This window comes from Acinetobacter sp. ANC 3813, assembly GCF_002135435.1.
Lineage (GTDB): Bacteria > Pseudomonadota > Gammaproteobacteria > Pseudomonadales > Moraxellaceae > Acinetobacter.
This window is the reverse complement of sequence record NZ_NEGK01000002.1, coordinates 208,734-226,093: the sequence shown is the minus strand read 5'-3', so window position 1 is coordinate 226,093 and position 17,360 is coordinate 208,734. Positions and strand designations below refer to the sequence as shown.

The following is a 17,360-nucleotide window of genomic DNA, read 5'->3' as shown; positions in this document are numbered from 1 at the left end:
AATGGCTGAAGGAAAAGTACTCACAGGCGCAGGATTGCGCGGACAAGTTGCGGGTAAAACTGCACTTTCTACAGTTGGCAAAAGCGGCGCAGGATTAACCTACCGTGGCTATGACGTTCAGGATTTGGCAGAAAATTGCCAGTTTGAAGAAGTCGCTTATTTAATTTTTTTTGGCGAATTGCCAACAGCTGAGCAATTGGCTGGATATAAAGCGAAACTCAAATCACTTCGCCAATTGCCGCAGGCCTTAAAAGAAGTTTTAGAACGCATTCCTGCAGATTCGCATCCTATGGATGTGATGCGCACAGGTGTTTCAATGTTAGGTAACCTTGAAACAGAAAAAACTTTTGCTGAACAGCAAGATGTTGCAGATCGAATCTTGGCAACACTTCCTGCGATCATTTGCTATTGGTACCGTTTCAGCCATGATGGTGTGCGTGTTGAAGAAAATACTGATGACGATTCAATCGGTGCGCAATTCCTGCATTTATTACGCGGTGAAAAGCCAAATGAACTGCATGAACAAGTGATGAATGTTTCGTTGATCCTTTATGCAGAGCATGAATTTAATGCTTCGACATTTACAGCGCGAGTATGTGCTTCAACACTTTCAGATATGCATTCGTGCATTACTGGCGCGATTGGCTCCCTGCGCGGCCCATTGCATGGCGGTGCAAATGAAGCAGCCATGGAAATGATAGAAAATTGGACGTCTCAAGAAGAAGCCGAGCGTGAAATGCTAGGCAAGCTTGAGCGTAAAGAAAAAATCATGGGCTTTGGCCATGCGATTTATAAAGATAATGATCCGCGAAACGGCATTATTAAAATTTGGTCTGAGCGTTTAGCGAAAGATGTGGGTGATACAGTGCTTTACCCAGTATCTGTGCGCTGTGAAGAAGTGATGTGGCGTGAGAAGAAACTTTTCTGCAACGCAGACTTCTTCCATGCATCGGCTTATCACTTCATGGACATTGCAACCAAATTATTCACGCCAATCTTTGTGATGTCGCGTGTTACTGGCTGGGCTGCGCATGTAATGGAGCAGCGTGCAGACAACCGCATTATCCGTCCAAGTGCAGATTATACGGGTCCAGAACTTCGCAAAGTTGTACCCATTGCAGAACGTACTGCTGCTTAATATCTCGGCTCTATCAAATAGAATTAAATAAAAAGCCTCTTCGGAGGCTTTTTAATATGAGGCTATTTCTTAGGTGCATTCTTGAGTAAAACTGGGTCTTCTAGGGTATAGCCATTTTCAAATGGGATGCCAAGATATTTGATATTTACAAGCCGATAAGGCAACTGAGGCACTTGATACACAGCTGAAATTTTCAAACCTTCTTTATAGCTTACAGCTGACTGAATTTGACTGGTATATCTGCTGCTTTTAATCCGATATTGATAAGACCACTTATCTATACTTTCTTTTGGGTCGTACCAAGAAGGCGCATTTCCATTTAAAGTTGTGATTAATTGAATAGAGGCATTGCTGGTATGAATCGGTTGGAGCTTAACTAACCTTTGCTTAATTTGAGCAATATCCTTGTTGAATCGGGTAGGCTCTTGATCATAATCAATTCTTTTGGTTGAGGGATTGATATAGAGTGAACGAACAATAATCAGCTGCATGGGCTGCTTGCTGTTTAATTGATAATAATAAAGTTGAGGCAAGCGTCCGCGGCCATCTTCAAAATGGCGTAATAGGTATATCTTTTGGTCTTTTTTATCTAAACCCAGTACTTCAATATGCTGGGGTCCGCCCACCGTTGCATAAGCACTCAGTGAAGAGCAAAGAAGCGTGACAGTAAACATTAGTCTTTTGGAAAACAGCATAGCAAAAGTCCAATATTGCTTTGTTATCTATAATATAAAGGATATAGGGCGTGTGGCTTGTTAAAAATTATTATTAATGTGCGTTAAGCCGCATGACTAATACTATGTTTGTATCAAGGCTAACACTTCTTTGGCTGTTAAAGTCGTAAGTTGATCCAGACGTTCTACAGGGCTGCCTTCTAAAAAGTAGCGAAAATTACTGTATTGATTTTTATATAAAATGCAAATATAGAAAGTACCTTCAGGTTTTTCAGCCGTAGCACTGCCGCCAGGCTTGAGCAGGCCTGTGCAGGAAACGATAAAGTCCGCTTCAGGAAATAGCTTTTTTCCATGCTCAGCCATGGCTTGAGTGATTTCAGCTGATTCGGCAGTGTAAAGTTCAATTAGACTTGCAGGCACTTTTAAAATTGAAACCTTAATACTTGGATCATAGCTGACAAGCCCGCCAAGCAAAATGTCTGCGCCGCTGTTCTTATAAATTGAAAACTGACTTGAAAGATAGCCGGAACTCGCGCTTTCAATAAAAGCTATTTTGAGAGCATTTTTTTCAAGGGCATCACAGCAGTGTTTTAAAATCATAATATGCCTAATATTGTTAATTCTAGAGTGTCAAAGTGCAGCTTATGTATCGGGAGGCAGTGGATGTATAGAGTTTTTATATCATGTTCGAAGATGTTTTACCTTGAATAATGATAGCTGTCTGGAGCTCTATCTAGTTGGCTGTTTAGTGCACTAAAATGAGAAAATAAAGGTTTTATCCCATGCTAATCAGTGGTAAAACTAAAAATAAAGTGCTTTAGAGATATAGGAGATCAAAATGAAAACAACGGTAAAATACGTCGTATTAAAAAGTTTGGACTACCAGTTGGGAACGCCTTTGTTCCAAGAAGAGTTGGATGCTGATGGTCAGTATTTTGATCATATTCCAGCAGAAATTAGCTACCAGAACCATAAATTTAAAGTTAAAAGTAAAGAATTAAAACGCCTGTATTTGGCTGAAGAGCAGGAAGATTCGCAAACAATTATTGTTAAAGTTGTCGCTGCCCAATAAGCCGAAAATCAGCAAAAAAGCCTTCATTTTGAAGGCTTTTTTAATGTGTGTGAAATATTACTCATAAAAACAATAATTTATGTGTGCTTGCTACACTTTATTAAGAATTCTTAATAAATTGATACAGTATCTAGAATATAAAATTATTAAATTAATGTCTGAAATAACTCAAGATGCTTAAAAATGTGTCATGTTTTGAAATTGATACGATTTGATCATTAAAAAATCTTTTTGTATTTGTTTTGTGATCATTTTGTATAATTAGTTTTTAGAATGTGATCTTAAGTAAGAAGTTAAAAAAAAATTGATTTATAATTTTCGCGTTATTTGGTGGTGCGTGATCATGGATATTTTAAAATTTATTAAGAGTTTTAATACTGTTGGTACATATTTAGCGCTTTCAATAGTGTTATTAGTGTTTTTGCTTACATATTTTTATGTAATCAATCCTGCATAAAATTTAGTTGTGGGACTTAGCGACAGTAGCCAGAGAAAAAGAGCAATATTTCATTGATATTGCTCTTTTTTTTATTATAAGATTTGGTTGCTGAGTCTACACTGTTCTGATAATGGTGATCAGATTTTGTTTAATCTTGATTAGGGTGTTTTATTGTGAAAAAAAGGTTTGAATGAAATTTAAAAATATATTTTATTTACGCTTTTTTTATTATTGAATATAATATTATTATATTGTGTTTGGTGGTTTATTTGAATATATATAATTTGATATTGTGTGTTGTTTCTATATTTAAAATTAAATTCATATAACAATTTTTTTATTATAATGATTTTTTGAATTTATTATAATAAAAGCATTCAAATAAAAAAATTACAAACACATACAATCAGTACTCCCAGATTTGGGAAAAATTGTCTACAATGGGTAAATTTTAAAAACCTTAGATGGACGTAGTTATGAAAAACCTAAAATTAGGACTTATTCTTTTAGTTACAGCAGTATCACTAGGCTTAACGGCGTGCGGTAAAAAACAAGAAGAACAAACACCTGCGGCAACTGAAGCATCTGCTCCAACAGTGGCAGAGTCATCTGCAGTTACATCCATTGAAGTGAGTGAAGATATGATTGATGCGGCGCCACTAGAGCAAGAAGGCTCGTCAGCAAGTGAAGCTACAGCAAAATAATTGTTAAAATAAAAGCCCGTTCCGGGCTTTTATTTTATTTATCATTTAAAAAATAATATTTAAAAACTACTGTAAATTTATTTGTTGCATTTTTTTAAAAAAATATAAATAACGTTAATTGTATTCAATTAATGTGATTTAAAAATAGACATTATATGATAATAAGATGTATTGGCTTTATTTGAATTATAAACCGCATTTATGCTGCATGTTTTGACATTGCATTTTAATTTAATGATTAAAAAAATCATTTGTAAGCGTATTGTCATATAAAACTGATAAAAGTGAATTTTAGAGTTCAGTATTGAAGAGTCATGAATTACAGCATTAAAGATGTAAATAAGAAAATTGATGATTTAAAGAAGCAGGGGCATGAAGCCAAGTCACTGCTTGTTGGCTATAAGACCTATGCGCGTTTAATGAGTGAAGAGAAGTTTGCTGACAAAATTACAAAAGATCAGAAAGACCCCATGATTCGCTACTACAAAGGGCTTAAAGTTAAAATTGTAACCGAGAAAAACTATTTTGAATTGAAGTGATTTTGTCAGCTATTGAATAAAACAGAGCTAAATGTCTATGCATTTAGCCACTCTTAGCGCTTATTCATTTAGCGCTTTAAAGGCTTGTATTGCACGTGTTCTAGAGGCTTTTAAGTCAACGATGGGTCTTGGATAATCAAGCTGCATATCATCAGGATATTTAGCGTAAGGGTCATGAATACGTTTTGTCTCTAAATGAGACAGTTCAGGCAGCCACGTACGGATATATTCACCATTCGGATCAAATTTTAACGATTGGCTGATTGGATTGAAAATACGGAAATAGGGCACAGCATCCGTGCCAGTAGAAGCGCACCATTGCCATCCGCCGTTATTGGCAGCTAAATCTCCGTCTATTAGATGCTGCATAAACCATTTCTCACCTAAGCGCCAATCGATCAGCAAGTTTTTACTTAGGAACATTGCGCAGATCATTCTCACCCTATTATGCATCCAGCCTGTTTGCATCAGCTGACGCATCCCAGCATCTACAATGGGTATTCCTGTGAGTCCCTGTTGCCAGGCTGTTAAATCAGTTGAACTAGAGCGCCATTGCAGCTGTTCTGTACTGCTTTTAAATGGCAGATGTTTTGAAACTTTTGGGAATAGATGCAAAATGTGCTGATAAAATTCGCGCCAAAGCAATTCATCGAGCCAAGTTTGCTGGCCAGAATGTTCGATCTTAAAAAATCCATGCGGAAACAGTGCATCTAAACATTGCCTGATAGAAATCATGCCTATATTTAAATAGGGCGAAAGTGTACTGGTGCCGTCAATATTTGGAAAATCGCGCTGTTCTTTATAGGTGTTTAAGTCTTGTCTTATAAACTGATTGAGCTGTTCCACTGCAGATTTTTCATTTATGGGCCAAAGCTGCTGGATGTGATCATTCTGAATCAGTTGTGATAAATCCACTTGTGCAAGACTAATGAATAAAGGTGAATCTATCTTTGCCTGTTTTTCGAGTATTGGGAAGCATGCCGGCAATTGAATGCTTAGGCGTTCATAACATTGTTTTTTAAAAGCGCCAAAAACTTGGTAGGGTTGTTGGGTTTTATTCAGGACCGAACCCAAAGGGAAAATACTGCGGTCTGTGTATTGTTTAAATGAAATATGATGCTGGGCTAAAAGCTGCTGCAGTTGATGATCTCTGAGTTCCTCATTTGCACCTGTTTCAATATTGGCATGCAAGCATTCAATACTCAGCAGTTTGCACAGCTGTGTTAAATGTTGGGGAATATCTTGCCAAAGCGGAACTTGCTGAATAATCAGCGGAATATTCAGCTCATTCAGCTGTTGCTTCAGACAGTGTAGTTGGCGTAAATAAAATTGAATTTTTACAGATGCATCATCATGCAGTTTTTCTTGTTCAGGTGAGATTATCGCAATAGCAATGCATGGGCCAGCTTGAGCGGCATGCCATAAGGCTGAATGGTCAGTTGTGCGTAAGTCTTGTCTAAACCATATGAGCTGCATTGCTTGAGGCCTGAAAGCAGTGGAAAACATAGAGCATATACTGAAAAGATCTGAAAGATAGTTTTTCTTTTTTCAATTTCTTAGCATATGAATACAGTGGTCTGTCTTTTAAACAGGCTTTATGGATGAACTTGATTTAACCAATTTATAAAAAATAAACCCACTGCGAAGAAAAAGAAGCAGCTGAAGCTGCTTCTTTTTAAATATTGATGTGTGCTGAAATTTAATTAATTTGCACGAACCCAGGTTTGGCTTCGGCCCAGTGCAGAAATACCAATATAGCCGCGGCCGCTGAGCGTTTTGCCATCCGGTGAAAGTTTGGCATTAAAGCTGTAAGTTTTGCCGTTTTTGGGATCAGTAATTTTACCGTGATCATAAATATTTGCATCGGTATTTTTTAAGCCGGACACAATTTGGAGGCCTTTCAGAGATTTGTTATGAAACTTACCTTCTCATTTACTACATTTGGCTTGTTCTGATGCTTCTAAAACATCAACAATTTTGGCAGAGAGTACGCCTTTTGATGTTTCGGTAAATTGCACAACCGAAAGCGGTTTCTTCGTCTTGTCATCAATCGTTTTCCATTTGGTGCCATGGAGCGGATCGGCAGCAAGCGCCAAAGTAGAAATTAGTGAAAGCCCAATGACACTGAGTGTTGTTTTTATCATCATCTGTCCTCAATCCTTTAATTGAATGGTTGCACGCCTTAACTACAGATTTAATTTCAGTTTTGCAGTTTAACGCTAAGTTCACCGTCATAATGCAAATTAAAGTAGGCTTTAATATGAATTTGTCATGTACTTGTGTGAACAAAGATTAAGCGGAAGTTTTCCATTCTTCATCATGTCTAGCGAATTGAATATTTGGGTATCAGAACGTGAATTCAGCTATGGGTTGTATCGCATAAGGCAGGCCTTACTTATAAATCGACAATTTGAATACTTTATGCACGCTTAAATTTGTTTTTAAACTGATCCCAATTGGTTGAAATCCAGCAAATGAAAGACCCTAAAGTCACCAAGATTGCGCCGTGCCAAAATGCGGCAGCCAAACTGGTCTGTAAAATCAGCATAGAAAATACAGAAGAAATCAAAGGACTGAAATAAGAAAGCGTCACTAAAAAGGTGATATTGCCTTTAATAATGCCGATATTCCATGCTGCATAGCCCAAAGCTGTCACCAGTGATAGGGCGAACATATAAGCCATGGTATCGGTTTGTATTGGCGGTAGCGTTGGCAAACCATGCAGAAAATACATTTTGAGCCACAGCACAATTGTGATGACCACAAAAAATAGCGCAATAGGATTATGGCCTTGGCTGTATTTTTTGGTGATGACGCAATACAGAGCCCAAAGTGCTGCCCCAACAAAAGCCAAGAGATAGCTGACAGGATTGACCATAATGTTTTGGAAAACAGTCGACCAGCTGAAAGAACCATTTCCTGTTTGGATAATAACAATACCGCTTAAGCTGACTGCCAAACCAAGCAAAACAAAGAGATTGAATTTCAGTTCTTTAAAAAGAATAAGCGCGGCAATGGTCATGCTTGGCCACAAATAATTAACCAGACTGATTTCAATCGCTTGCTGAGGTGTTTGAGCTAAAGCAATGGCATAGGAAAAACACAATTCGTAGATGACGAAGAGCAATGTCGCAAAAATCAAATATGCCTTAGGCATCGCGCGCAAATTAGGTATGCGGAACACAATGAGCAAAATGACGGCGCTGAAGCTGTACATGAAGGTAACAGCATAATCTGGACCTATATTGGAACTTATGCGTTTAAGCAGTCCGACAATGGCGGACCATTGCAGAATTGCGCTAAAGCCAATAAGAGTTGCTAGATTCTTCGTCATTTTGCATTCGATGGGTGACTGCTTGGGTATTATTGATTAGTTGAAAATTCAACTGATTACAACATTTCATCAGTATACTGAAATTGATACTAAAAAAATCTAAATCTATTTTATTTTTTAAATAATTTGCCTAAAGCATATCTTGAGTAAATGCTATGGCCGCGTAAGGCTTTGCATCATAAGGCTGAAAAATGTTGGTTATATCAATATTAATATTATAAATAACCACTTTTCAATAAATAGGTCTAAGCTATTAAAACAGTAATGAAAAACCAATTTAAACCCTAGATTATTTAGAAAAGGAATAGAGACAGTACAATGCCTGCAGATAATTTGAAATCTAAACGCCCGCTGTATATCCCTTATGCTGGAAATACGCTGCTGGAATTGCCGCTGCTAAACAAAGGTTCAGCGTTTACAGCAGATGAGCGTAAAAATTTTAATTTACACGGTCTGATTCCGCATGTGACAGAAACCATCGAAGAGCAAAGCCAGCGCTCATATCAGCAGTATTGCGCGTTCAACGATGCGATTAACAAACATATTTATCTGCGCAATATTCAAGATACCAATGAAACGCTGTTCTATCATTTAATTGAAAATCATTTAACGGAGATGATGCCGATCATCTATACGCCAACGGTCGGCGAAGCCTGCCAGCGCTTCTCGGATATTTACCGCCGTCACCGCGGGATTTTTATTTCATATCCTGACCGTGATCAAATTGATGACATTCTGCATAACGTGAACAGACGCAATGTGAAAGTCATTGTGATTACTGACGGAGAACGTATTTTAGGTTTAGGTGACCAAGGCATTGGCGGTATGGGGATTCCAATTGGCAAGCTTTCACTCTATACAGCGTGCGGCGGGATCAGCCCAGCTTATACTTTGCCCATTACTTTAGACGTCGGCACAAACAACCAGCAGCTGCTGAATGATCCTATTTATATGGGCTGCGCGCAGCCGCGTATCTCTGGTGAAGAATATTACAATTTTGTTGATACTGTCATTGATGCAATTCAGCGCAGATGGACTGATGCTTTAATTCAGTTTGAAGATTTTGCGCAAAAGAATGCCATGCCTCTGCTGGAAAAATACCGCAACAAAATTTGCTGCTTCAACGACGATATTCAAGGTACAGCAGCAGTTTCGGTCGGAAGTTTGATTGCAGCGTCTCGTGCTGCAAATAAACAGTTGAAAGATCAAACGATTGCTTTTCTTGGCGCAGGTTCTGCGGGATGCGGTATTGCAGAGCAAATTATTGCGCAAATGATTGCGGAAGGCTTAACTGATGCAGAAGCGCGTAAGCGAGTCTTTATGGTTGACCGTTTTGGATTGATCACTGAAAATCAGCCCAATTTATTGGATTTCCAAAGAAAACTGGCGCAGCAGCCTGAAGATGTTGCGCAATGGGGCAACGCAGATGAAATTATCTCTTTGCTAGACGTCGTGCAAAATGCGAAGCCAACAGTATTAATAGGCGTGTCTGGTCAACCCGGTTTATTTACCAAAGAAATTATTGAAACATTGGCTGAAAATTGTGACAACCCAATCGTATTGCCTTTGTCTAATCCTACTTCCCGTGTAGAAGCTGTTCCGGCAGATATTATTGAATGGACCAAGGGCAAGGCATTGATTGCAACAGGCAGCCCATTTGCGCCAGTGAATTACCAAGACCGCATATATAATATTTCACAATGCAATAACTCGTATATTTTTCCTGGCATTGGCCTTGGCGTGATTGCCTCAGGCGCTAAACGGGTTACGGACAATATGCTGATGGCCTCAAGTAATGCCTTGGCAGATTGTTCTCCAAAGCTGCAAGATCCAAATGCCGATCTCTTGCCTGATTTAAGTCAAATCCAGCAAATATCTAAAGTCATTGCAGTTAAAGTTGCGCAAGCGGCGATGGATGACGGTGTTGCTCCAGTCATGAGTTTAAACGATCTGCAGCAAAAAATTGATGATAACTTCTGGAAACCAGAGTATCGCCAATATCACCGTGTGCCATTTTAAGTTTTCAGGTGTGCTCTACAGCAAAGCTTAAAGTTAAAAAAAGACCGCTTTAAATAAGCGGTCTTTTATTGGTGATAGCCTAGCAACACACGCGGTTGCGGCCTTCATTTTTGGCTTGGTATAAACGGTTATCCGCCAATTTAAAAACGTCTTTAACATCTTGGGCATCAACTGGCCAGGAAGCGATACCAATTGAGATCGTTATTGGTGTTGCCATATGCGCCGTAATGCCTTCAATGCTCTGACGCAGCCGTTCAGCGGCTTTATAGACGACTTCTCGGTCTGCAGTAGTCATGAGTACTGCAAATTCTTCACCGCCCATACGGCAGCACACGTCATTTTCACGGAAGTTCTTTTTCATTTGTTCTGCTAGAACTTTTAGCATTTGATCGCCCTGATCATGTCCAAACTGATCATTCACTAATTTAAAATAATCAATATCGACAATCAGCACCGAAAACTCAGTGCCCATATTTTGCAGTTCGTCTAAAAACAGTTGCATGCCGCGGCGGTTGTGCAGCCCAGTCAGCGGGTCGGTATTTACATGTAGATTCAACTCAGAAATTTTATCTCTGAATTTTTTTGAACTGAACAGCAGGGCAGTTCGGAAACGCATCACCTCGAAATACCAAGGATCAACTTTCTGAATTTCGTTTTCTGTTTCAGGTTTATTCAATGTACCTGCCATTTGCGCTAAGCCGTGCAATGGCGATGAAATGTACTGCGCGATCTTCCAAATAAAGAAAAATAGCACCATGTAAAAAATAAAGAAGCCAAGAGCTACTTTATGAATAATGGTATTGGCCTCGGCAAATAACACCTCAGTGGGCTGTTGTGAAACAACGAGCCAATTGACACTTGGTATATGCGCGAAGCCAGCCAAGTTGTCGACGCCTTTACTGTTCTGCAATCGAATATGACCGCTTTTATGCTGTTTCATATAATCCAAGCCAGAATTGCCTTGAATCGTTTCACCAATTCGTTTGGCTTCTGGGTGAAAAATAATTTTATTGTTGCTGTCGACCACATACATATAGCTGTTTTTATATGAATATGATGTTGCCAAAATTTGGCTGATTAAGTTTTTCTTTTGTAAATACAGCGAGCCGGTAACCATTCCCTGATACTGGTGATCAGGAGCAAAAATGGGCTGTGACATCAGTACAATCAGATTGTTCGCCATTGACTGGTAGGGTGCAGATATATACGTCTGTTTAGACTTTAGCGATTCAACAATACCCATCGTTTTATATGTGGCATTTGCATCAAACTTTAAAATTTGCGGTTCTACATGGCGGATATGAGCAGACTGATCGACTACACTGACAGAATTGAAGTTATTGGACTGGAATTTCAAGCGGTGCAGTTCATTTTTAACCAAAGCCTGATTTGAAAAATCTTTTCCAAGAATATCTGAGCTGTATTTCAGTTCCTGCAGCATATTGCGGAAATATTGGTCCGTACTTAATGCAACCTTTGATGCGTACTTATCATTTATAGAAAGAGAGTTTTCAATTAATTGCGCTTTAATCACATAATTCAGAATAAATACGGAAACAATGAAAAGACAAGATACGCAAAGTATAATTAATATTAATATGAGTCTTTGCAGATCTAATTTCAGTAATAAAGCAAGCTGTTTCAAGTGACCAACTCTCTCAATTCAGATTTTACAGGTGCATTGTGCATTCAGGAATGTCATTCAAAATTAAGGTGATGAATAACGCGTTAATTAAATCACATAATTCATAAGTATTTGGTAATTCATTCAATAAAATCCAAACTTTTTTAATCAGAATTAGTGTCAAGCATAATGGTAAGAGTTGTAAATGCACTTAATCATTCGCGAATAAGCAATTAAATATTATCTATAGCAAAGGATGAACGACCACTTTGTCTGGGATGAATAGATGATTCTATTTTAAGCACTATTCAAGTGAAAGTGCTCATTATTTTTGCAATTTGTTCTGCGTAAATGATTTAAATTTTCTTTTATAAATAAATATTTATTGAATTTATTCAAATAAAAGATTTAATATGAGACATATGCAACAAATAGTTGTAGTCAATTCGTGAATTTGCCTGATACCCAGTATTTTTTACTTGTCGTGCCTTTCTGCCTAATTTTAGTGGGCGGTGTATTTATTTCTGCACACTGGTTTTTTAAAGCGCCTAAATATTTATTTTGGATGGGCTTTGCCTGCATTTTACCTTCAATTGCTTTAGGCCTGCAAAGTTTAATGAGCAATGCTCAGCTGAGTTTAACAGCGCCATGGCTGGGTATTTTATATTTGGGCGGTGCATGGGCCGTATCGCATGGCATGATTATTAAAGCGAAATCTCGCCCCAAACCGCTATATTCTGCTTGTGTGATGGTATTGGCTATTTTAGCGCTATTCTATTTCGCATTTATTGATGAGCAGTTATGGGTTCGAATGATCATCATTAATATCGCAATTCTATGTCTTGAAGCGATTGCGATTCCTCCTGTAATTGGCTTATTAAAGCAATCTTCAAATTTGGTTAAGCTGCTGTGCATCAGCTATTTACTTCTGTTTTCATACGCATCATTAAGAACTATTGCCATTGTGCTTTTTTTGCAGAATGTAGACAGAATCACTTTATCCACTTCGCCGTGGTGGATGCTGATGCTTGCTGTAAATGTGATTTTGAGTATTTGGTTCGCCATTATTGTTTCTGCAACAACAATCAAAGAATTGTTCACCGTTTTAAATGATGAGCGAATTAGAGATCCTTTAACCAAGCTCTATAACCGCAATGGTTTTTTTGAAAAATCTAAAGCGCTTTTTCACGATTCCGCTCGCGGGAAAGTCTATGTTGTCATGTGTGACATCGACTTTTTTAAGAAGATTAATGACACATGGGGGCATGCGGCGGGTGATAGCATTTTGATTGCTGTTGCAGACGTATTAAAAGCCAACATTCGTCAAAATGACATTATTGCCAGATTTGGCGGTGAAGAATTTATTATTTTATTGCGCAGTACAGACGAATCAACGTCTTATCATCTAGTGGAACGTCTGCGAAGTAAAATTGAAAGTAAAATATTTGATGAAGGAATTCGCGTCACAGCGAGTTTTGGTATAGCGCATATTCATGATGAAGAACGCTTGATTCATGCTTTAGAGCTGGCAGATCAGTTTTTGTATGATGCTAAAAACAAGGGCCGAAATCAGGTGTGTTTTTAGCGCAAACCCACATTTCGTTTAAGATGAAATCGTTGAGCAATACCACATTTAAAAAACCCACATCCTGTGGGTTTTCCGGCTTGTGCGAACCATGTAAACAATTTATTTCGCTGTTTGTTCAGCAGTTGCTTCTGAAGCAGCAGACTCAGATGCTGGCGCTTCTTGAGCTACAGCTTCTGAAGCTGGCAAGTTTGCAACATTTGCTTCAGCCGCGATAGCCATTGTGCATGGAGCTGAGATTAGGGCGGCAAGGAAGATTTTTTCAGCAAAATTCATGAAAATGATTCTCAATACATTGAAGGAAGTGCAAGACTTTAATGAAGAATTCATGTTCAAAGTGTTAACATATGTAAGTTTTATGTAATAAAAATAGGTGAAAAATAACACAATATTTGAGGTGTGCATCACTTTTGCTTTTTTTGGTGTGTGATTCATAGTAAAGCAATTATGTGATTAGTAATGTTTTGGACGAAGCAAGCATATTTAATACACTTTCAAATCATTTTATATTTCAGCAAATCTTGTTAAGAGGGCATAGTTTGATGGTTTGAAATTAATTTGATGAGACATTGAATTCAATGTCTTTATTCTCTAGGGAATCTTTGATGAGCACCATTGACGCGTAAACGAAGTCGACCTAAGCAAAAAACATTAGGTGAAAGTAGATAGCGAATGATGACGGCTTATATCTCTTCAGAATTTTTTAAATTTAATTTTTATCTATGAGCTGTATATAGGTTTTGGTTGACTTAAGGTTGTAACTGCTTTATTGCTTAGGATTGTTTTTATCATAATAAGACAACGTTTATGAATATTATCCAAAATTTATCTTTAACCTTGGCTGCTGTTGCTTTAACTGCGTGTGCACATAACCCTGAAAATACGATTGCTCCAGAGCCAAACGCAGCGGCAATATGTGTCGCTGATGAAGCTGCGAAATTGGTTGGTCAATCTGGCTTATCTGAAGTATTAATTAAAGCGAAAACAAAAGCTGGAATTGTACGTATGGTTGCGCCAGGCCAGCCTGTCACTATGGATTACCGTGAAGATCGGGTTACCGTGGTGACGAATCCTCAAACTAAAATGATTATTCAAGCAAGTTGTGGTTGATCGCTTGAGCTTGAGCATCTGAAAGCCATCTTTGGATGGCTTTTTTTTACGGCAAAAGATTTTAATGATGATCTTTACTAAGCATTTCAGTGTTTGAAAAGTTAAGTACTCTGTGTGCTGGACAAAGAAGTCCTGCATCAGCAAATCAACATCTGACTATAGCCCAGCATTTGCCAAGCTGAATCCACTGCTTGTCTATATGTTGCATGACAATTTATTTTCTATGAACTATGCCATATCGGTCGTATGCAAAAAGTATGGTAGCAAAATGCCGAGCTATGACGATGACCACATTTCTGAACTAAAACACTGCCACATGAATGATAGAAATTGCTGAAGTAAAAAATAAGCCGCCTTCGGGCGGTTTTTTATTTCAAGAAAGCAATAGTGACAAACTTGTGTGCTGGCCATATTTTTATTCTTTTACCCATTTACGAATCATTCTGAAAACATAAGTGAACTTAAAACAACTTAGTCAGATTGATGTAATGGATTAAGTCAGTTAATAGCTTTGCATAAACTAAACACAAAAAAAGGGATGCTTTGTTAGCTTATAGTTTTGATTAATTAACGTAGGCCAATGTATGAAAGCTTTAGCAATTATAAGTGTGGTACTCGTATTGGGGTTGGCAGGTTGCCAACAAAGTGATCGTAATGATGAAGGAAAGGAAGAGACAACAACACCCCATACATTAGACAAAGACTGATATGCATGCGTATATTTTTAATTTGGACATTATGCTTTAAAGAAAAAAGCCTTCAAATGAGGGCTTTAAGTAATAAGTGTTAACTTAAGATAAACAGTGTTGATAAGGATCAAGTGCTTATATTTTTTCAACTTACATAGATGCAATCAGATACACCTGAATTGAAAAAAACCGAATTTAAAGGCGTAGATTGATAAGCCTGCTATATTTTATAGCATGTATTAAAATTAAAGGATGGAAATCAAAATGGCTAATCAACAACCGAACCAACAAAATCAGCAATCTGATCCCCAGCAACAGCCAAACCAACAGGACGATCAAAAACAGCAGCAACAAGCTGATCCTAAAAAACAACCAAATGAACAGCCTGAAAATCCACAGAAACAACAGAAGTAGACTTAAATAGCTAAACTCTCGGACTTTGGCCTGAGAGTTTTTGGTATTTAGGTTTAATTAATATTTTTTGAGCTGCTTTCAAAATTTATCCAAGCGTTGAGGAGTTAAATGAGGTAAATACAACAAAAATAAAATGGAGATAAAGATGAACTCTCGTTTTTTATTGCCCATCGCGGGTTCTGCTATTGCATTGCTCGCACTAAGATGTGCCTCACCATCTAGAAGTCCAATCATAGAGAGCTACGGCCCAGAAATTCAACTTCCTGAACCCAAATCAAGCTTAATCCCTACAGTTAATATCGCTCCAGCTAAAGGCTGGCCTATTGATGCAATGCCGATACCGGCAACAGGTTTAAAAGTAGAAGCATTTGCAAGAGAACTAGAACATCCGCGTTGGTTGCAAGTATTGCCTAATGGCGATGTATTGGTAGCTGAAACAGATGCACCCCCTAAACCTGATGATAGTAGAGGTGTGAAGGGGGTGATAATGAAGCTGGTGATGAGGCGTGCTGGGTCATCCCATTTGAGTGCTAATCGTATTAGTTTACTGCGTGATACCAATAACGACGGCATAGCTGACCGAAAGACCTTGTTTTTACAGAATTTAAATTCTCCTTTCGGTATGGCCCTGGTAGGAAATATGCTGTATGTGGTTAATACAGACTCGCTCATGCGCTTTCCTTATCAAGAAGGGGCAACTCAAATTACAGCAAAAGGTACAAAGGTATTAGATTTACCGAATGGCGCATTAAACCATCATTGGACCAAGAACGTCATTGCCAACCCTGCGGGGACTAAACTTTATATTACTGTGGGGTCAAATAGTAACGTAGCTGAAAACGGGTTTGACAAGGAAATTGGTCGTGCATTAATTCTGGAGTTTGATATCACTAGCGGTACTGCACGGCCATTCGCGACAGGACTGCGCAACCCCAATGGTATGGGCTGGCAACCACAGAGTAGTGCGTTATGGACCGTGGTAAATGAACGTGACGAATTGGGGAATGACTTGGTGCCCGATTACATGACTTCAGTCAAAGATGGTGCTTTTTATGGCTGGCCGTATAGTTATTATGGTCAACATGTGGATAAGCGGGTAAAACCGCAAAATCCTGAAATGGTCGCGCGTGCAATTAAGCCTGATTATGCACTGGGTAATCATACGGCTTCGTTAGGTTTAGCCTTTTATACTGCTGAATTAATGCCGCAATACCGCGGTGGTGCGTTAATTGGCCAGCATGGCTCATGGAATCGTAAACCGCGTAGTGGTTACAAAGTAATTTTTGTTCCATTTCAAAATGGTCGACCCGATGGTAAGCCGAAGGATGTGTTGACAGGCTTTTTGAGTGCTGAAGGCAATGCTTTAGGGCGGCCTGTAGGGGTTGCTATTGATTCCGTAGGAGCTATTTTGGTCGCTGATGATGTAGGAAATATTATTTGGCGAGTATCACCAGCAAAATAGAATCACGTTTTTATTGTTAAAAGAGAGTGGCGGTATAGAGAAATATAAGCCAACTTGTTTTATTAGAAACCAGCAAACTGAGGAACTAATTACTGAAATAGAGCAAGTCTCAGATATTAGACTTGGTGAAGATAGTCAAATGTATAGACTTTTTAGAGTGGAAAAAATCAAGGCATATACGTTGTAAATGAATTGGTCTACTCATATGCAATGTGGATTTTTGCAAAATTCCATCTAATGGTAATACGTGCATACGATTCAATAGTGATGCAATGGAAAATTAACGGTTAGCGGGCTATATCACATCACCTGAACAGGCTGAGATTCTCTACCATATTATCCATACAAGTGCAGAAGGTCATAAGAGCATTATCATTCAAATGTAGAGTCGTTTAAAAAATCATTTTAAATATCCACCTAGTTACCACAACCTTAAAGCTATTCACTTTAAAAGTACTATGAACTACCTCGAAACAATGCAGATCAAGTCAAAAGGGAATGTCTGTATAGATGAAAAACAATCCCTAGAAATGCTCTGCGTGCATGCTCGGCGCCAA

General features: G+C 38.3%; 16 protein-coding genes and 2 pseudogenes. 11 read left to right on the top strand and 7 right to left on the bottom strand.

Annotated features, from left to right (window positions below; all coding sequences use genetic code 11):
• The first annotated feature begins 1 nt into the window (after position 1).
• Complete coding sequence (prpC, locus tag B9T34_RS03850; RefSeq protein ID WP_086211853.1) at positions 2 to 1,138, top strand: 2-methylcitrate synthase; 1,137 nt, start codon at positions 2 to 4, stop codon at positions 1,136 to 1,138.
• A gap of 62 nt (positions 1,139 to 1,200) precedes the next feature.
• On the opposite strand, the gene B9T34_RS03845 is transcribed toward prpC, so the two are convergent.
• Positions 1,201 to 1,833 (bottom strand): aminotransferase, encoded by a 633-nt coding sequence (locus B9T34_RS03845; RefSeq protein ID WP_086211852.1) that lies wholly within the window; start codon positions 1,831 to 1,833, stop codon positions 1,201 to 1,203.
• 102 nt (positions 1,834 to 1,935) lie between these two features.
• Positions 1,936 to 2,412 carry a CinA family protein gene (locus tag B9T34_RS03840; RefSeq protein ID WP_086211851.1) on the bottom strand — a complete coding sequence of 159 codons (477 nt, stop codon included), beginning with the start codon at positions 2,410 to 2,412 and terminating at the stop codon, positions 1,936 to 1,938.
• Between the two features lie 238 nt (positions 2,413 to 2,650).
• Between B9T34_RS03840 and B9T34_RS03835 the strand changes: the two genes are divergently transcribed.
• The 4 genes from B9T34_RS03835 to B9T34_RS03820 all read left to right on the top strand — a co-directional run bounded on the left by B9T34_RS03835 (position 2,651) and on the right by B9T34_RS03820 (position 4,566).
• Positions 2,651 to 2,884 carry a hypothetical protein gene (locus tag B9T34_RS03835; protein WP_086211850.1) on the top strand — a complete coding sequence of 78 codons (234 nt, stop codon included), beginning with the start codon at positions 2,651 to 2,653 and terminating at the stop codon, positions 2,882 to 2,884.
• A 343-nt stretch (positions 2,885 to 3,227) separates the two neighbouring features.
• A complete protein-coding gene (locus B9T34_RS18985; RefSeq protein ID WP_086211849.1) occupies positions 3,228 to 3,341 on the top strand; it encodes a hypothetical protein in 114 nt (37 codons plus the stop codon).
• Between the two features lie 458 nt (positions 3,342 to 3,799).
• Positions 3,800 to 4,027 (top strand): hypothetical protein, encoded by a 228-nt coding sequence (locus tag B9T34_RS03825; protein ID WP_086211848.1) that lies wholly within the window; start codon positions 3,800 to 3,802, stop codon positions 4,025 to 4,027.
• A 314-nt stretch (positions 4,028 to 4,341) separates the two neighbouring features.
• Positions 4,342 to 4,566 carry a hypothetical protein gene (locus B9T34_RS03820; protein WP_086211847.1) on the top strand — a complete coding sequence of 75 codons (225 nt, stop codon included), beginning with the start codon at positions 4,342 to 4,344 and terminating at the stop codon, positions 4,564 to 4,566.
• A gap of 60 nt (positions 4,567 to 4,626) precedes the next feature.
• On the opposite strand, the gene B9T34_RS03815 is transcribed toward B9T34_RS03820, so the two are convergent.
• The 3 genes and pseudogenes from B9T34_RS03815 to yddG all read right to left on the bottom strand — a co-directional run bounded on the left by B9T34_RS03815 (position 4,627) and on the right by yddG (position 7,900).
• The gene (locus B9T34_RS03815; protein WP_086211846.1) at positions 4,627 to 6,042 is read right to left on the bottom strand and encodes a cryptochrome/photolyase family protein; all 1,416 of its coding nucleotides are present in this window, start codon (positions 6,040 to 6,042) and stop codon (positions 4,627 to 4,629) included.
• A gap of 227 nt (positions 6,043 to 6,269) precedes the next feature.
• Positions 6,270 to 6,707: pseudogene (locus B9T34_RS03810) on the bottom strand (DUF2147 domain-containing protein).
• A 278-nt stretch (positions 6,708 to 6,985) separates the two neighbouring features.
• Positions 6,986 to 7,900, bottom strand: a complete 915-nt coding sequence (yddG, locus tag B9T34_RS03805) for an aromatic amino acid DMT transporter YddG (protein WP_086211845.1) — start codon at positions 7,898 to 7,900, stop codon at positions 6,986 to 6,988.
• 318 nt (positions 7,901 to 8,218) lie between these two features.
• Here yddG and B9T34_RS03800 point away from each other — a divergent pair, with 318 nt between their 5' ends.
• Positions 8,219 to 9,919: an NAD-dependent malic enzyme gene (locus tag B9T34_RS03800; protein ID WP_086211844.1), complete on the top strand. Its 1,701-nt coding sequence runs from the start codon at positions 8,219 to 8,221 to the stop codon at positions 9,917 to 9,919.
• Positions 9,920 to 9,998: 79 nt separating this feature from the next.
• Here B9T34_RS03800 and B9T34_RS03795 read toward each other — a convergent pair whose 3' ends face one another.
• Positions 9,999 to 11,564, bottom strand: coding sequence for a sensor domain-containing diguanylate cyclase (locus B9T34_RS03795; protein WP_086211843.1), 1,566 nt, complete (start codon positions 11,562 to 11,564; stop codon positions 9,999 to 10,001).
• 427 nt (positions 11,565 to 11,991) lie between these two features.
• On the opposite strand from B9T34_RS03795, the gene B9T34_RS03790 reads away from it, so the two are divergent.
• Positions 11,992 to 13,128: a GGDEF domain-containing protein gene (locus tag B9T34_RS03790; protein WP_086211842.1), complete on the top strand. Its 1,137-nt coding sequence runs from the start codon at positions 11,992 to 11,994 to the stop codon at positions 13,126 to 13,128.
• Between the two features lie 102 nt (positions 13,129 to 13,230).
• Here the strand turns inward: B9T34_RS03790 and B9T34_RS18710 are convergent, their stop codons facing one another.
• The gene (locus B9T34_RS18710; protein WP_213034147.1) at positions 13,231 to 13,563 is read right to left on the bottom strand and encodes a hypothetical protein; all 333 of its coding nucleotides are present in this window, start codon (positions 13,561 to 13,563) and stop codon (positions 13,231 to 13,233) included.
• Positions 13,564 to 14,043: 480 nt separating this feature from the next.
• Here B9T34_RS18710 and B9T34_RS19200 point away from each other — a divergent pair.
• The 4 genes and pseudogenes from B9T34_RS19200 to B9T34_RS03775 form a co-directional block, all read left to right on the top strand.
• Positions 14,044 to 14,238, top strand: a pseudogene (locus B9T34_RS19200) (I78 family peptidase inhibitor); the annotation flags it as partial.
• Positions 14,239 to 15,191: 953 nt separating this feature from the next.
• Entirely contained in the window at positions 15,192 to 15,341 is a 150-nt protein-coding gene (locus B9T34_RS18845; protein WP_171265115.1) for a hypothetical protein, read from the top strand.
• Between the two features lie 145 nt (positions 15,342 to 15,486).
• The gene (locus tag B9T34_RS03780; protein WP_086211840.1) at positions 15,487 to 16,803 is read left to right on the top strand and encodes a PQQ-dependent sugar dehydrogenase; all 1,317 of its coding nucleotides are present in this window, start codon (positions 15,487 to 15,489) and stop codon (positions 16,801 to 16,803) included.
• A gap of 192 nt (positions 16,804 to 16,995) precedes the next feature.
• Positions 16,996 to 17,094, top strand: coding sequence for a hypothetical protein (locus B9T34_RS03775; RefSeq protein WP_416202699.1), 99 nt, complete (start codon positions 16,996 to 16,998; stop codon positions 17,092 to 17,094).
• The last annotated feature ends 266 nt before the right edge of the window (positions 17,095 to 17,360 follow it).

What these genes read in the sequence shown, in the direction of transcription:
- prpC (WP_086211853.1), top strand. Translation starts at nt 2, where the DNA reads ATGGCTGAAGGAAAAGTACTCACAGGCGCAGGATTGCGCGGACAAGTT.
- B9T34_RS03845 (WP_086211852.1), bottom strand. Translation starts at nt 1,833, where the DNA reads ATGCTGTTTTCCAAAAGACTAATGTTTACTGTCACGCTTCTTTGCTCT.
- B9T34_RS03840 (WP_086211851.1), bottom strand. Translation starts at nt 2,412, where the DNA reads ATGATTTTAAAACACTGCTGTGATGCCCTTGAAAAAAATGCTCTCAAA.
- B9T34_RS03835 (WP_086211850.1), top strand. Translation starts at nt 2,651, where the DNA reads ATGAAAACAACGGTAAAATACGTCGTATTAAAAAGTTTGGACTACCAG.
- B9T34_RS18985 (WP_086211849.1), top strand. Translation starts at nt 3,228, where the DNA reads ATGGATATTTTAAAATTTATTAAGAGTTTTAATACTGTTGGTACATAT.
- B9T34_RS03825 (WP_086211848.1), top strand. Translation starts at nt 3,800, where the DNA reads ATGAAAAACCTAAAATTAGGACTTATTCTTTTAGTTACAGCAGTATCA.
- B9T34_RS03820 (WP_086211847.1), top strand. Translation starts at nt 4,342, where the DNA reads ATGAATTACAGCATTAAAGATGTAAATAAGAAAATTGATGATTTAAAG.
- B9T34_RS03815 (WP_086211846.1), bottom strand. Translation starts at nt 6,042, where the DNA reads ATGCAGCTCATATGGTTTAGACAAGACTTACGCACAACTGACCATTCA.
- yddG (WP_086211845.1), bottom strand. Translation starts at nt 7,900, where the DNA reads ATGACGAAGAATCTAGCAACTCTTATTGGCTTTAGCGCAATTCTGCAA.
- B9T34_RS03800 (WP_086211844.1), top strand. Translation starts at nt 8,219, where the DNA reads ATGCCTGCAGATAATTTGAAATCTAAACGCCCGCTGTATATCCCTTAT.
- B9T34_RS18710 (WP_213034147.1), bottom strand. Translation starts at nt 13,563, where the DNA reads ATGAATCACACACCAAAAAAAGCAAAAGTGATGCACACCTCAAATATT.
- B9T34_RS18845 (WP_171265115.1), top strand. Translation starts at nt 15,192, where the DNA reads ATGGCTAATCAACAACCGAACCAACAAAATCAGCAATCTGATCCCCAG.
- B9T34_RS03780 (WP_086211840.1), top strand. Translation starts at nt 15,487, where the DNA reads ATGAACTCTCGTTTTTTATTGCCCATCGCGGGTTCTGCTATTGCATTG.